This is a genomic window from Pseudomonas sp. R2-7-07, from assembly GCF_003852355.1.
Taxonomy (GTDB): domain Bacteria; phylum Pseudomonadota; class Gammaproteobacteria; order Pseudomonadales; family Pseudomonadaceae; genus Aquipseudomonas.
Genome location: NZ_CP027759.1, coordinates 1,927,338 through 1,940,263 on the forward strand (window position 1 = coordinate 1,927,338; position 12,926 = coordinate 1,940,263).

A 12,926-nucleotide genomic window follows, 5' to 3' on the forward strand; every position below is an offset into this window, starting at 1 on the left:
GATTTCAGGTAAAAAAAAGCCGACCCATAAATGGATCGGCTTGATAACAACCCCGAGGGATTATTACTTGCGGCTTGCTTTTTCAAGCATGCGCAGAGCGCGCTCGTTAGCTTCGTCAGCAGTCTGTTGTGCTTTTTGAGCAGCAGCCAGCGCTTCATCAGCTTTACGGTAAGCTTCGTCTGCACGAGCCTGGGAGCGAGCTGCTGCGTCTTCCGTTGCAGTCAGACGAGCTTCGGTTTCTTTGGAGACGCTGCTGCAACCGGTAGCCAGAACTGCGGCCAGAGCCAGAGCAGAGAATTTCAGAACGTTGTTCATCGTGTTCCCCTTCAAGGACTTTCTATTAGATGGCTACTGTCTCAGAGTGAGCTAATAGCCGGCGTACATACTACCCATTACTTGTAGTAAGTAAACTGACGTAGCGCAAGAAGCAAAAAAAATTCTTGCACCGAATCTATTTTGGCTAATCTTTTGAAGGTTTGTATAAAAACCCGCCAGATTTTTCCATTCTGCCGAAGATTGGATCCAGGCTGAAAGGGCCGGCCCGCATGCGTCGAGCGGTGTAAACAGATGAAATTTTATATATCCAAGCCGGCACTTTCGTTGCGGTGGGTTGTCTCGCACCGGGCATCTTTCGCTCATCTAGAGGTGACTTTAACGGCGCCAGTTCGTCTCACGCTTCAACTGCCGGCAATGTTCAGGCGTTCGATCACCGGGTGATCGAGGCGCTTTCTAATATTGCACCTGTGGCAGGGGATGACGAGTGTGCCTTGAGCAATTGCTGGATTGGTGCCTACTATTCCCTACGTGCAGGTGTGAGCGCTCAGGGTTTTCTCGTTGTCGAAACCGGCACGGGGTGGCGTAGATGTTCCTTCGCCGGAAAAACATCGGTAAGGTAGGGTCAATATTCAAGACCCGCGAGGAGTAGTGATGAGCGAGGCGTTGTCCATCCACCATGACCAGGCTGGTCATCAGTTCGAGACCAATGTGGACGGTCATCGTGCCTATCTGACCTACATGGACCTCGGGAAACAGACCCTGGATATCTATCGTACGTTCGTGCCCAACGCGTTGCGTGGGCGTGGCATTGCGGCCGCATTGACCGAAGAGGCGTTGAAGTTCGCCGAAGAGTCAGGCTATACGGTCATCCCGTCCTGTTCTTATGTGGAACGCTACATGGAGCGCCACCAGCGCCATGCCGCAAAGCTCTGAACGAGCAGCCATAAAAAAACGCCGGGTTTAGCCCGGCGTTTTTGTGTGTGCCTGATTCAGCTTCAGGTACGTTTGCGATTGGGCAATACGTCCTTGAGCTTGGCGTGCATGCTGCGCAGGGTGTTCTCGGTAGCGGCCCAGTCGATGCACGCATCGGTGATCGACACGCCGTACTGCAAGTCGGCCAGGTCTTTTGGAATGGCCTGGCAACCCCAGTTCAGGTGGCTCTCGACCATCAAGCCGATGATCGACTGGTTGCCTTCGAGGATCTGGTTGGCGACGTTTTCCATCACCAGCGGCTGCAGGGCCGGGTCCTTGTTGGAGTTGGCGTGGCTGCAATCAACCATGATGTTGGGCTTGATCCCGGCCTTGTTCAGCGCCTGTTCGCACAGCGCAACACTGACCGAGTCATAGTTGGGCTTGCCGTTGCCGCCGCGCAGCACCACGTGACCGTAGGCGTTGCCCTTGGTCGTGACGATGGACACGCCGCCTTCCTGGTTGATGCCCAGGAAGCGGTGAGGGCTGGAGACCGATTGCAGCGCGTTGATCGCCACCGTCAGGCCGCCGTCGGTGCCGTTCTTGAAGCCCACGGCCGAGGACAGGCCGGACGCCATTTCGCGGTGCGTCTGGGACTCGGTGGTGCGGGCGCCGATGGCCGACCAGCTGATCAGGTCCTGCAGGTACTGCGGGGAGATCGGGTCCAGCGCTTCGGTAGCGGTGGGCAGGCCCATTTCCGCCAGGTCCAGCAGCAGTTGACGACCGATGTGCAAGCCGTCCTGGATCTTGAACGAGTCGTCCAGGTACGGGTCGTTGATCAAGCCTTTCCAGCCGACCGTTGTACGCGGCTTCTCGAAATACACGCGCATCACCAGGTACAAGGTGTCGGACACTTCCGCCGCCAGCACCTTGAGGCGTTCGGCGTATTCGTGGGCCGCCTTGAGGTCGTGGATCGAGCAAGGCCCGATCACGACGAAGAGGCGGTGGTCGGTGCCGTCGAGAATGTCACGGATGACTTCGCGGCCCTTGGTGACGGTCTGCAGGGCAGCGTCGCTCAGGGGGATTTCGCGCTTGAGCTGATCGGGCGTGATCAGGGTCTCGTTGGATTCAACGTTAAGGTCATTGATCGGTAAATCAGCCATCGTGTTACTCGTCAGGGTCACGGGTGCCGGCCGCCAGCCATCCCCGTGCGGCGGAGCACAGCATGATTTGGATGCAGGGGGGAGGAACCTTAGCGCGTAACACGGGCCCGCGACAATGGGCAAAGCCCGCTTTAATCCAGCACTGGCTGCACAACCGTCTCATGGGAGAACTCATTGGCGTGGCGCGATACCCAGTCGCGAGCCAGGGCTTCGAGTTGCTGGGGCGTGGGCTCGGCGGCGTCGTGCAGGCGGCAGTAGCGTTCGATCTGGCACACTTGCTCACCCATTCGTGCGCCGAACAGTGCATGTTCGTCGGCAAAACAGATGCCGATGCGATAGCCGGCCTCCACCCTGCGGCACCACGCGACATAGCCTGGATAGCGGGCGCTGGCGCCCAGGGAGGGAATATGCAGGTCCACCGCCGTGCCAGGGCGCCAGGCACGCGGCCAGTTGCAGGCAATGCCACCACGGCCGATAGTGCGCAGGCGTTGGGAGGGCAGGGCAGGAGAGGGACGTTGGATCAACTCGACAGCGACATCATCAGGGTGAGGTAGAAAACGACCCATGTACACGGACTCCGAACACCGTCCAATGGACGGCAGTGGCAGCAGTATAGTGAAACAACTGGAATTGACCGACCTGGATATCGACCAGCAATTGCTGGGGCTGCCAGGGTGTTCGCTGGTCGTGTTTACCAGTGTCGGTTGTTCCAGTTGCCGCTGGGCACGCCAGCAGTTGCCGGGCTGGCGCTTGCCGGTGGACCGGCTGTGCTGGGTGGATGCCGGGCACAACGGCGGCGCGGTCGAACGTTACCAGATCTTTCATTTGCCCGCGTTGTTCCTCGTGTGCGAGGGTCAATTTCTTGGGCAATTACAGACGCGTCTTACACCGCCCGACCTTGTCGACGCGATAAACCAGGCGCTCACCCGCACACCAGAGGATTTGCCATGACCGCACTTGCACACCCTTCGCCACGCATTGGCATCATTGGCACCGGTGCCATTGGCGGTTTCTACGGCCTGATGCTGGCGCGTGCCGGGTTCGATGTGCATTTCCTGCTGCGCAGCGAATACGCGGCGGTCCGCGAGCACGGCCTGCGCGTCAACAGTAGCGTGCATGGCAACCTGCACCTGCACCCGGTGCAAGCGTATGCCAGCCCTGCCGATATGCCGCCGTGCGATTGGTTGTTGGTGGGGACCAAATCCACCGGCAACCCCGAGCTGGCGCCGACCCTCGCCCAGGTTGCGGCGCCGGACGCCAAGGTGGTGCTGCTGCAAAACGGACTGGATGTGGAAGACAGCCTGCGCGCGCACCTGCCGTCGTCGCTGCATTTGCTGGGTGGCCTGTGCTACATCGGCGTGCATCGCGCTGCGCCGGGCGTCGTCGAGCATCAAGCGCTCGGGCGGGTCAATCTGGGCTATCACAGTGGCATGGCAGCCAACGATCAAGCGCGCCAGCAAGCGATTGTCGAAGAGGGGGCCGCTCTGTTTCATCAAGCGGGCATCGAATCCCAGGCCATGGCCAGCGTGCATCAGGCGCGCTGGCATAAGCTGGTGTGGAACGTGCCGTTCAACGGCCTCTCCGTCTTGCTGGGCACGGGGACCCGCGCGATGATGGCGGATGAGTCCAGCCGCGCGCTGATTCAAGCGCTGATGGCCGAAGTGGTACAGGGCGCCCGCGCCTGCGGCCATGACATTGCGGCAAGTTACGCCGAGCAGATGTTCGCCATGACCGAAACCATGGACGACTACCTGCCCAGCATGTACCACGATCACGCGCACAAGCGCCCATTGGAACTGGAGGCCATCTACGCCCGACCGCTGGCTGCCGCCAGAGCGGCCGGCTGCGAATTGCCGCGCATGCAGGCGCTTTACCAGGCCTTGAGTTTTATTGATCGGCACACTCGCTGATTCGGGGGGCAAGCACATGGCGACAGGATTGAGCGACAAACTGGTGCTGGCGATTTCATCGCGGGCCTTGTTCGATTTGAGCGAGAGCCACACGGTGTACCTCGCCGAAGGGGTTGAGCCCTATCGCAAATACCAGATCGAGCACGAGGAGGAAATCCTCGAACCCGGCGATGCCTTTCCGCTGGTCAAGAAACTGCTGAGCCTCAACGCCAGCCTCGGGCGTGCCCGTGTCGAGGTGGTCTTGGTGTCACGCAACAGCGCCGATACCGGCTTGCGAGTGTTCAACTCGATCCAGCATTACGGTCTGGATATTTCCCGCGCCGCTTTCGTCGGAGGGCGTAGTCCCTATCCGTATCTGGCCGCTTTTGGTTGTCATCTGTTTCTGTCGACCCATGCCGAGGATGTGCGCAGTGCCCTCGACGCCGGTTTTGCGGCGGCGACTATTTTGTCCGGTGGTGCGCGTCGGGCGTCGAGCGAGGAATTGCGCATCGCCTTCGATGGTGATGCGGTGCTGTTTTCCGACGAGTCCGAGCGCGTCTACCAGGCTGGCGGGTTGGAAGCATTCCAGGCCAGCGAGCGCGAGTCGGCGCGCCAGCCCTTGCACGGTGGCCCGTTCAAGGGGTTCCTCGCGGCACTCAACCTGTTGCAGCGTGAGTTCGCCGACGAGGCCTGCCCGATTCGCACCGCATTGGTCACCGCGCGCTCGGCGCCGTCCCACGAGCGGGTCATTCGTACGTTGCGCGAATGGGATATCCGCCTGGATGAATCGCTGTTCCTGGGTGGCCTGGATAAATCCGCGTTCCTGGAAGCATTCGCCGCCGATGTGTTCTTCGATGACCAGGCCGGCCATTGCGAAAGAGCCAGGCAGGTCGTGGCCACCGGGCATGTGCCGCACGGCATCAGTAATGAGTTGAAAATCCAGGGCGAGCGCTGAGTCGTACCCCCTGGGCGCTGCTAAGCTGATTTAATCTCCGCCATCCTGGCAGTCCAGGGGGTTCTATGATTCGTTCGATACTGTACGCCACGGATCTTGGCCTGTATGCGCCGTACGTCATGCAACATGCCCTGGCGTTGGCGCGAACGTTCAAGGCAGATTTGTATGTGATTCATGTGGTAGAGCCCATCGGGCTGTTCGCAGAGTCGGTGTTGCAGAGCTACCTTGATGAAAAGGCGCTCAGCGAATGGCAGAGCCAGGGGCTGAGCACGGTCATGGCAACGATCGAGCAGCGGGTGCTCGACAGCTTTCGCGAGGAGTTGGGGGACGGAGAGCAGGACCTGGAGTTGATTCGTTCGGTGCGGGTGATCCAGGGCGACCCTTGCGAGGTGATTCTCGACCAACTGCATAAACTTTCCGTGGACCTGTTGATCGTAGGGAGTCATAGCCAAGCCAGCGCGGCGGCGACACCGCTTGGGCGTACCGCCGCACGGTTGCTGCAGCTGGCGAGCGTGCCGGTTTACCTGGTGCCGTCGCTGCAACGTCGACGCAGCGATGATAGGGATCGGTAAAAAACGATAAAAAGTTCTAGATTTATATATCTTACCTTTAATATAGTTATATACCGTCGCTGATACCCGTGGCGTCTATCTGCTTTGAGGGATTCATATGAAGCTTCAACAACTGCGCTACATCTGGGAAGTGGCGCACCACGACCTCAACGTTTCCGCTACCGCTCAAAGCCTTTACACGTCGCAACCCGGTATCAGCAAGCAGATCCGCCTGCTCGAAGACGAGCTGGGCGTTGAAGTGTTCGCGCGCAGCGGCAAGCATCTGACCCGCGTCACCCCGGCCGGCGAGCGCATCATCACCACCGCCGGTGAGATTCTGCGCAAAGTCGAAAGCATCAAGCAGATCGCCCAGGAATTCTCCAACGAGAAGAAGGGCACCCTGTCGATTGCCACCACCCACACCCAGGCACGCTACGCCTTGCCGCCGGTGATCCGTGATTTCATCAAGCAATACCCGGACGTGGCGTTGCACATGCACCAGGGCTCGCCGATGCAGATTGCCGAGATGGCCGCTGATGGCACCGTCGATTTCGCGATCGCCACCGAAGCCCTGGAGCTGTTCGGTGATTTGGTGATGATGCCGTGCTACCGCTGGAACCGTTGCGTGGTCGTGCCCCAGGGGCACCCACTGGCCAAGTTGTCGAAGCTGACCCTGGAAGCCCTGGCGGAATACCCCATCGTCACCTACGTGTTTGGTTTCACCGGTCGTTCGAAGCTCGACGAAGCCTTCAGCCACCGTGGCCTTACGCCGAAAGTGGTGTTCACCGCAGCCGACGCCGACGTGATCAAGACTTACGTGCGCCTGGGCCTGGGCGTGGGCATCGTCGCCAAGATGGCGGTCGACACCCAGCTCGATAAAGACCTGGTGGTGCTCGATGCCAGCGAGCTGTTCGAGTCCAGCGTGACCAAGATCGGCTTCCGTCGTGGCACCTTCCTGCGCGGTTTCATGTGCGATTTCATCGAGAAATTCGCCCCGCACCTGACCCGCGAAGTGATGGCCAAGGCGATCCAGTGCCACAACAAGCAGGAACTCGAAGAGCTGTTCGACGGCGTTGAACTGCCGGTTCACTGATCCCTATGGCGAGGGAGCCAGCGCCCTCGCCACCGCGCTTTATCTGGCCTCGGTAACCGTGAAATGTTGCCGGGCGCCCGCCACCAGAATCTCTACCTCATCCTCGACACGCTTGCCCAGCAGGCTTTTGCCCAAGGGCGAGCGCGGGGTGATGACGGTTACCGGCTGGCCGACCACTTCAACCTTTAACCCCGCGGCATCCGGCGCCAGGAACAGCCATTGCTGGCGACCGTTCTCGTCTTCCAGGCCCAGCAGCGTACCCACTTCGATCCCGCGTTGGTCATCGTACGCACGCACCTGCAGGTTCTGGCACAGCGCCAGCGACTGCTTGATCTCTTCGACCCGCTTGGCCTGGCCGGCCGCCAGATACGAAGCCTCCAGCCCCAAAGTGTCGTACTTGTTTTCTGCGATGTTCTCCTCGTGTGTCGCTGTCTCGTAGGCGGTTTGCGCGGCGCGCTGGGCGATGTCGAGGTCGGCGCAGAGTTTTTCCAGGATCAGCTGGAGGACGGCGTGTTTATTCATGATCTCTAATCGCAGAATTGCAGGACATTGGCTTTGGATTTTTCATTTGGAGCGTTCTGATCCTGTTGCAGCCAGAACTGGCATTTGGGGTTGGCCAGGTTGCGCGCATTGCTTCGGGCCTGGTCCAGGGCTTGTTGCTGCTCCTGCTTTTGCAGGTTCTGCTGGTACTGCTCGAACATACGGTTCGGCGGCTCCGGCGCGACCACGGTCGGCTTACCCAGTTGCTGCACCGCCTGGGCCACGGGTGCGAGGCTCTGCGGGAACAGGTAGCGCGATGCCAGCCAGCTGGTCAGCGCGATGGCGATAAACCCCAGCCACACGCCCGCGGCAATGGCGATACACAGCTTGAACAGCGACAGCGGACGGTCAGACATGGTGGCCTCCTGGCAGGCATTGACGGCGTGGCAGCGATTGTCGCACAGCCACTGCGCAGAATAATCGCGATCAAGCCTTCTGCATCGGCGCATTTATGCGGACAATCGAGCCTTTGAGCCGTGGAGCCCGGAATGAAAGCCCGCTGGGATATTTTTTGCAGCGTCGTCGATAACTACGGCGACATCGGCGTGACCTGGCGCCTGGCCCGCCAATTGGTCGCGGAGCACGCGTGCGATGTGCGCCTGTGGGTCGATGACCTGCGCGCCTTCGAGCGCATGTGCCCACAGATCGATGTAAACCTGGCGCAGCAATGGCAAGCGGGTGTGGATGTGCGCCACTGGCCGTTTGACTGGTCGACAACGCCTGCGGCCGATGTGGTGATTGCCGCGTTCGCTTGCCAGCTGCCGCCTGACTATATGGAAGCCATGGCCGCGCGTGAACGCACGCCGTTGTGGATGAACCTGGATTACCTCAGCGCCGAAGACTGGGTGGTGGGCTGTCACCGCCTGCCGTCGGTGAAGTTCAAGGGTGTGCAGAAGTACTTCTTTTTTCCGGGCTTTCGTCCAGGCACCGGCGGGCTGTTGCGTGAGGCGGGGCTGCTGCAACAGCGTCAGGCTTTTCAGCAGGATGCCGATGCGCAGCGACAATTCCTGCAAAGCCTGGGCGTATTTCCGCTAGCCGATGCGCGCCTGATCTCACTGTTCGCCTACGAAAACGCCGGGCTCGGCAGTTGGCTGGACGTGTTGTCGACAGACGGGCGTGCCACTCATCTGTTGGTGCCGGAAGGGCGCATCCTGGGTGACGTGCAGCGCTGGCTGGGCGAGGAGGGGTTGACGGCAGGTGTTGTTCACCAGCGCGGGGCCTTGACTGTGCAAGTGCTGCCGTTCGTGCGCCAGGCCCAGTACGACCTATTGCTGTGGTGCTGTGACATCAATGCCGTGCGTGGCGAAGACTCGTTCGTGCGCGCCCAGTGGGCCGGGCGCCCGTTGCTGTGGCACATCTATCGTCAGGACGACGACATCCATCTCGACAAGCTCGATGCGTTCCTCGAGCTGTACACCGCCGCATTGTCGCCGGCGGCCAAGGCGGCGCTGGTTGCACTCTGGCAAGCCTGGAATACCGAGGGCGATATGGCCCAACCCTGGAAAATGCTGCTGGAGCACTGGCCGGAACTCAGCCAGCATGCGCAAGACTGGTGTCTGGAACAGGGCTTGCAGGCCGATCTTGCGACGGCGCTGGTACAGTTTTATGAAAGTTGGATATGATACGCCACCTTGATTTTTGTAAATCCCATCCAAATTTCGGATATATGCAATGAAAACTGGTAAAGAACTGAAACCCGGTACAGTGATCCGTCTCGAAAACGACCCTTGGCTGGTTCAGAAAGCTGAGTTCACCAAGTCTGGTCGTAACAGCGCCATCATGAAGACCAAGCTGAAGAACCTGCTGACCGGTTACAAGACCGAGATCGTCTACAGCGCCGATGACAAACTGGACGACGTGATCCTCGACCGCAAGGAAGCGACCCTGTCCTTCATCAGCGGCGACACCTACACGTTCATGGACACCACCGACTACACCATGTACGAGCTGAACGCTGAAGATATCGAAGCCGTTCTGCCGTTCATCGAAGAAGGCATGGAAGACGTCTGCGAAGCGATCTTCTTCGAAGAGCGCCTGGTTTCCGTAGAGCTGCCGACCACCATCGTGCGTAAAGTGGCCTACACCGAAGGTTCCGCTCGCGGCGACACTTCCGGCAAGGTGATGAAGCCTGCCAAACTGAGCAACGGTACCGAGCTGCAAGTAGCCGATTTCATCGAAATCGACGACCTGATCGAGATCGACACCCGCGAAGGTGGTTCGTACAAAGGTCGCGCCAAGAAGTAATTCTGGCCCTGCCTTACGAACGGAAAAGCCCGACCATGCGTCGGGCTTTTTTGTGCCTGCGGGGTTTACTTCAGGTGTTGCTTGAGTTCGTCCGACGCTTGCAGCAATGCCGAGCGCACCGCCGGTACCTGGCTGACCACGTTCAGCAAACCGTAGTCGTGGATCATGCCGTTGTAGCGTACGGTAGTCACCGGCACGCCGGCCTGATCCAGCTTGCGGGCGTAGGCTTCACCCTCGTCACGCAGTACATCGGCGCCAGCGGTTTGCACCATCGCAGGTGGCAACCCCTTGAGTTGATCAGGGGTGGCTCGTAGTGGCGAGGCGTAGATCTCGGCGCGCTGGTTGGCGTCGGTGGTGTAATTGTCCCAGAACCATTTCATCATGTTCCGGGTGAGGAAGTGCCCCTCGGCGTACTGGTTGTAGGAACCCGTGTCGAAGTTGGCATCGGTCACCGGCCACAGCAGCAGTTGGAACTTGATCGCCGGCGTACCCTTGTCCTTGGCCATCAGGCTGACCACCGCTGCCATGTTGCCGCCGACACTGTTGCCCGCGACCGCCAGGCGCTTGCCATCGACGTTGATCTCTTTACCGTGCTCGGCCACCCATTTTGTCGCGCCATACGCTTGGTTGATCGCCACGGGGTAATGCGCTTCCGGTGACGGCGTGTAGTTGACGAACACCGCCACTGCCCCCGAACCCACCACCAGGTCCCGCACCAGGCGTTCATGGGTGGGGTAATCCCCCAGCACCCAACCACCGCCGTGGAAGAACATGAACACCGGCAAAGCGCCCTTGGCCCCGGCTGGACGCACAATGGTCAGGTCCAGCGGCTGGCCGTCGACCTGAATGGCCTTCTGGCTCACGTCTGCCTTGGGCAGGCTCAACTTCACCCCGGCCTGGGCACCCGTCAGCACCGCACGGGCCTGTTGGGGCGTCAATTGCTCGATGGGCTTGCCGGTGCCGGCGTTCAGCGCATCCAGGAAACCCTGGGTACTGTGCTCCACATCACCGCTAGCGGCGAAGGCGGTGCTGATGGACAGGGCAAGCAGGCTGCCGGTGAGCGCTTTAGCAAAGGTGTTCATGGTCTTCTCCGATCTGGGCGCGTGGTTAAACGGTTACGTGCAGGCGCACATCAACGTTGCCGCGAGTGGCGTTGGAGTACGGGCAGACCTGGTGGGCGGCGTCGACCAGGCTTTGCGCATCGTCTTGCGCCAGGCCTGGCAGGCTGATGTGCAGGTCGATGTCCAAGCCGAAGCCACCAGGGATCTGGCCGATGCCCACATGGGCGGTGATCGAAGCGCCATCCGGGATCTTGCGTTTGGTCTGGCTGGCGACGAATTTCAGCGCGCCGATAAAGCAGGCCGAGTAGCCGGCAGCGAACAGTTGCTCAGGGTTGGTGGCTTGGCCGCCAGCGCCGCCCAATTCCTTGGGGGTGGAGAGTTTGACGTCGAGGATGTTGTCGCTGGAGACAGCGCGACCATCACGGCCGCCGGTGGCGGTGGCTACTGCGGTATAGAGCGTTTGCATGGTGTCGTCCTCTGTGTTGTTAGCGCTAAATGTTTGTGCGCTAAGTAGTTGGTGAAGTGAATGTATAGCGCTAATGTTTAGCGCGCAAGATAATTTTATAAATATTTTTGGGCGATGGAAAACAATGTGGGAGGGGGCTTGCTCCCGATAGCGGTGCGCCAGCCACTCAATGCGTATCTGGCCCACCGCTATCGGGAGCAAGCCCCCTCCCACATGTTCAGTTGCGTCTTTAGATTGCGTTCTGCAGGTTGGTGCGCAGGGCAATCAAATCCGCCTGCAGCTTGCGTAGCTGCTCCAGTTCCAGTCCGCTGGCTCCCAGGATGCACTGGGGAATACCCATCGCACGGTCCTGCAGCGCCCGCCCGGCGTCGGTCAACTCCACCACCACCACGCGTTCGTCTTCGCGGCTGCGGGTGCGGCTCAACAGGCCTTCGGCTTCAAGGCGCTTGAGCAGCGGCGTCAGGGAGCCGGGGTCGGTGAGCAGGCGATTGCTGATTTCACCGACGGTCAAACCATCTTCTTCCCACAGCACCATCATGGCCAGGTACTGCGGATAAGTCAGGCCGAGCGCCTGGAGGAGAGGCTTGTAGACCTTGGTCATCAGCAGCGAGGTGGAATGCAACGCGAAACATAGCTGGTTATCCAGCATCAAGGATTCGCAGGGTGTGGGATTCTTGCTCATGGCGTTGCCTCGAAAAAAGCCTGTATGGGCTGGAATCTAGCGGGCAAATCTTTAATGCACCAGATAATTCTACCCGGACGGTCAGACCATGGTGCTTCGCAGCGCCAGATCCCAGGGTGGCACCGGGCTGAAACGGGACTTCAGGTATTCCAGCAGCAATCGGCTGCGCGCATTGGGTTGTTGTTCCAGGCGTAGCGCGTAAATGCCAGTGGTTTCCGGGCTGGGCAAGCCGTTTTCACAAAACAGGGGCAAGAGTTCACCGCGCACCAGGTATTCGCTGGCCAGCCATGTCGGCAGGTGCGCAATACCCAACCCCGCCAGGGCGCCGCTGAGCAGAGCTTCGGCATTGTTGGCGCTCATACGGATACGGCGAGGGCGGTAGATGGCACGGCGCCCGTCCAGTTCGAAGCGCCAGGCGAACATCGGCGCCAACCCGTCCCAATCCAGGCCGTCATGTTCGCTCAGCTCCCGCGGGTGCGTCGGCGTGCCGCGGCTTTTCAGGTAGCCCGGACTGGCGCAGGCGATGCGCACAATACTGGCGAGCGGCGTGGCGATCAGCCGGGTGTCGGCTATATGCCCGGCGCGCAGTACCAGGTCGACCTTGCCCAAATGCGCGCCCTGCATATCAACAAAGCTGTCGATCAGATGCAGGTGCACATCCAGTCCAGGGTACACCTTCAGGAAATCTGCAATCACCGGCGCCAGGTGCCGTCGCCCGAAAGCCGCCGGTGCATCCATGCGGATCAGGCCTTCCGGCGCATGGCTCAACGACACGGCTTCGGCGCGCGCCAGTTGCAATTCACTCACAATCCGTCGCGCCCGCTCGGCAAAGGCCAGGCCAGCCGGGGTGGGCACCACGGCATGGGTGCTGCGCTGGAACAGGCGGCTGCCGACTGAGTTTTCCAGGCTGTCGATACGCCGCGCCACGGCCGAGGGGGTCAGCGGATGGCGGCGTGCAGCGGCGGAAAAGCTGCCGGTTTCGAGTACATCGAGAAACAGGCACAGTTGGTCGGTGAGGGTATTGGGATTCATCGGCTCATGCTTATGCGAGGTTGGCACAACCATTGTGCGTTGCTGTGCGTTTCCGTACCAGGGCC

At 60.2% G+C, this 12,926-nt stretch carries 17 protein-coding genes; 8 read left to right on the forward strand and 9 right to left on the reverse strand.

Going from position 1 to position 12,926, the window contains the following annotated elements; genetic code table 11:
* Window positions 1-63 precede the first annotated feature (63 nt).
* A complete protein-coding gene (gene oprI, locus C4J86_RS08785; RefSeq protein WP_003172710.1) occupies window positions 64-315 on the reverse strand; it encodes an outer membrane lipoprotei OprI in 252 nt (83 codons plus the stop codon).
* 612 nt (window positions 316-927) lie between these two features.
* Here oprI and C4J86_RS08790 point away from each other — a divergent pair.
* A complete protein-coding gene (locus C4J86_RS08790; protein WP_003233387.1) occupies window positions 928-1,209 on the forward strand; it encodes a GNAT family N-acetyltransferase in 282 nt (93 codons plus the stop codon).
* Between the two features lie 62 nt (window positions 1,210-1,271).
* Here the strand turns inward: C4J86_RS08790 and C4J86_RS08795 are convergent, their stop codons facing one another.
* On the reverse strand, window positions 1,272-2,348 hold the full coding sequence (locus C4J86_RS08795; RefSeq protein ID WP_124361897.1) for a 3-deoxy-7-phosphoheptulonate synthase: 1,077 nt from the start codon (window positions 2,346-2,348) through the stop codon (window positions 1,272-1,274).
* A 131-nt stretch (window positions 2,349-2,479) separates the two neighbouring features.
* Complete coding sequence (locus C4J86_RS08800; protein WP_124370119.1) at window positions 2,480-2,914, reverse strand: PilZ domain-containing protein; 435 nt, start codon at window positions 2,912-2,914, stop codon at window positions 2,480-2,482.
* On the opposite strand from C4J86_RS08800, the gene C4J86_RS08805 reads away from it, so the two are divergent.
* The 5 genes from C4J86_RS08805 (at window position 2,913) to cysB (ending at window position 6,836) form a co-directional block, all read left to right on the forward strand.
* The gene (locus C4J86_RS08805) at window positions 2,913-3,299 is read left to right on the forward strand and encodes a thioredoxin (protein WP_124361899.1); all 387 of its coding nucleotides are present in this window, start codon (window positions 2,913-2,915) and stop codon (window positions 3,297-3,299) included. The two genes, C4J86_RS08800 and C4J86_RS08805, sit on opposite strands and share 2 nt — an antisense overlap.
* A complete protein-coding gene (locus tag C4J86_RS08810) occupies window positions 3,296-4,258 on the forward strand; it encodes a putative 2-dehydropantoate 2-reductase (protein ID WP_124370120.1) in 963 nt (320 codons plus the stop codon). The genes C4J86_RS08805 and C4J86_RS08810 overlap by 4 nt, the downstream gene beginning before the upstream one ends.
* Before the next feature lie 16 nt (window positions 4,259-4,274).
* Window positions 4,275-5,192, forward strand: coding sequence for a 5'-nucleotidase (locus C4J86_RS08815; RefSeq protein WP_124361901.1), 918 nt, complete (start codon window positions 4,275-4,277; stop codon window positions 5,190-5,192).
* A 65-nt stretch (window positions 5,193-5,257) separates the two neighbouring features.
* Window positions 5,258-5,764: a universal stress protein gene (locus C4J86_RS08820; protein ID WP_124366373.1), complete on the forward strand. Its 507-nt coding sequence runs from the start codon at window positions 5,258-5,260 to the stop codon at window positions 5,762-5,764.
* Window positions 5,765-5,861: 97 nt separating this feature from the next.
* A complete protein-coding gene (gene cysB / locus C4J86_RS08825; RefSeq protein ID WP_124370121.1) occupies window positions 5,862-6,836 on the forward strand; it encodes an HTH-type transcriptional regulator CysB in 975 nt (324 codons plus the stop codon).
* Window positions 6,837-6,875: 39 nt separating this feature from the next.
* Here cysB and C4J86_RS08830 read toward each other — a convergent pair whose 3' ends face one another.
* Both C4J86_RS08830 and C4J86_RS08835 read right to left on the reverse strand, forming a co-directional pair.
* Window positions 6,876-7,358 (reverse strand): GreA/GreB family elongation factor, encoded by a 483-nt coding sequence (locus C4J86_RS08830; RefSeq protein WP_124370122.1) that lies wholly within the window; start codon window positions 7,356-7,358, stop codon window positions 6,876-6,878.
* A gap of 5 nt (window positions 7,359-7,363) precedes the next feature.
* Entirely contained in the window at window positions 7,364-7,732 is a 369-nt protein-coding gene (locus tag C4J86_RS08835) for a hypothetical protein (protein WP_124366375.1), read from the reverse strand.
* A 132-nt stretch (window positions 7,733-7,864) separates the two neighbouring features.
* Here C4J86_RS08835 and earP point away from each other — a divergent pair, with 132 nt between their 5' ends.
* The gene (gene earP / locus C4J86_RS08840; RefSeq protein ID WP_124370123.1) at window positions 7,865-8,998 is read left to right on the forward strand and encodes an elongation factor P maturation arginine rhamnosyltransferase EarP; all 1,134 of its coding nucleotides are present in this window, start codon (window positions 7,865-7,867) and stop codon (window positions 8,996-8,998) included.
* A gap of 49 nt (window positions 8,999-9,047) precedes the next feature.
* A complete protein-coding gene (locus C4J86_RS08845; RefSeq protein ID WP_003172723.1) occupies window positions 9,048-9,620 on the forward strand; it encodes an elongation factor P in 573 nt (190 codons plus the stop codon).
* A gap of 65 nt (window positions 9,621-9,685) precedes the next feature.
* Here C4J86_RS08845 and C4J86_RS08850 read toward each other — a convergent pair whose 3' ends face one another.
* From C4J86_RS08850 to C4J86_RS08865, 4 genes are all read right to left on the reverse strand, one after another.
* Window positions 9,686-10,702, reverse strand: coding sequence for an alpha/beta hydrolase (locus C4J86_RS08850; protein ID WP_124370124.1), 1,017 nt, complete (start codon window positions 10,700-10,702; stop codon window positions 9,686-9,688).
* Window positions 10,703-10,727: 25 nt separating this feature from the next.
* Window positions 10,728-11,147 (reverse strand): organic hydroperoxide resistance protein, encoded by a 420-nt coding sequence (locus C4J86_RS08855; RefSeq protein ID WP_124370125.1) that lies wholly within the window; start codon window positions 11,145-11,147, stop codon window positions 10,728-10,730.
* Window positions 11,148-11,376: 229 nt separating this feature from the next.
* Complete coding sequence (locus C4J86_RS08860) at window positions 11,377-11,829, reverse strand: MarR family winged helix-turn-helix transcriptional regulator (protein WP_124370126.1); 453 nt, start codon at window positions 11,827-11,829, stop codon at window positions 11,377-11,379.
* Window positions 11,830-11,910: 81 nt separating this feature from the next.
* On the reverse strand, window positions 11,911-12,861 hold the full coding sequence (locus tag C4J86_RS08865) for a LysR family transcriptional regulator (RefSeq protein ID WP_124370127.1): 951 nt from the start codon (window positions 12,859-12,861) through the stop codon (window positions 11,911-11,913).
* Between the last annotated feature and the right edge of the window lie 65 nt (window positions 12,862-12,926).

Bases quoted from the DNA above. Each gene is read 5' to 3' on its own strand.
- C4J86_RS08855 (WP_124370125.1), bottom strand. From the start codon at position 11,147: ATGCAAACGCTCTATACCGCAGTAGCCACCGCCACCGGCGGCCGTGAT.
- C4J86_RS08815 (WP_124361901.1), top strand. From the start codon at position 4,275: ATGGCGACAGGATTGAGCGACAAACTGGTGCTGGCGATTTCATCGCGG.
- C4J86_RS08850 (WP_124370124.1), bottom strand. From the start codon at position 10,702: ATGAACACCTTTGCTAAAGCGCTCACCGGCAGCCTGCTTGCCCTGTCC.
- C4J86_RS08795 (WP_124361897.1), bottom strand. From the start codon at position 2,348: ATGGCTGATTTACCGATCAATGACCTTAACGTTGAATCCAACGAGACC.
- C4J86_RS08835 (WP_124366375.1), bottom strand. From the start codon at position 7,732: ATGTCTGACCGTCCGCTGTCGCTGTTCAAGCTGTGTATCGCCATTGCC.
- C4J86_RS08845 (WP_003172723.1), top strand. From the start codon at position 9,048: ATGAAAACTGGTAAAGAACTGAAACCCGGTACAGTGATCCGTCTCGAA.
- earP (WP_124370123.1), top strand. From the start codon at position 7,865: ATGAAAGCCCGCTGGGATATTTTTTGCAGCGTCGTCGATAACTACGGC.
- C4J86_RS08820 (WP_124366373.1), top strand. From the start codon at position 5,258: ATGATTCGTTCGATACTGTACGCCACGGATCTTGGCCTGTATGCGCCG.
- cysB (WP_124370121.1), top strand. From the start codon at position 5,862: ATGAAGCTTCAACAACTGCGCTACATCTGGGAAGTGGCGCACCACGAC.
- C4J86_RS08810 (WP_124370120.1), top strand. From the start codon at position 3,296: ATGACCGCACTTGCACACCCTTCGCCACGCATTGGCATCATTGGCACC.
- C4J86_RS08800 (WP_124370119.1), bottom strand. From the start codon at position 2,914: ATGGGTCGTTTTCTACCTCACCCTGATGATGTCGCTGTCGAGTTGATC.
- C4J86_RS08865 (WP_124370127.1), bottom strand. From the start codon at position 12,861: ATGAATCCCAATACCCTCACCGACCAACTGTGCCTGTTTCTCGATGTA.
- oprI (WP_003172710.1), bottom strand. From the start codon at position 315: ATGAACAACGTTCTGAAATTCTCTGCTCTGGCTCTGGCCGCAGTTCTG.
- C4J86_RS08830 (WP_124370122.1), bottom strand. From the start codon at position 7,358: ATGAATAAACACGCCGTCCTCCAGCTGATCCTGGAAAAACTCTGCGCC.
- C4J86_RS08790 (WP_003233387.1), top strand. From the start codon at position 928: ATGAGCGAGGCGTTGTCCATCCACCATGACCAGGCTGGTCATCAGTTC.
- C4J86_RS08805 (WP_124361899.1), top strand. From the start codon at position 2,913: ATGTACACGGACTCCGAACACCGTCCAATGGACGGCAGTGGCAGCAGT.
- C4J86_RS08860 (WP_124370126.1), bottom strand. From the start codon at position 11,829: ATGAGCAAGAATCCCACACCCTGCGAATCCTTGATGCTGGATAACCAG.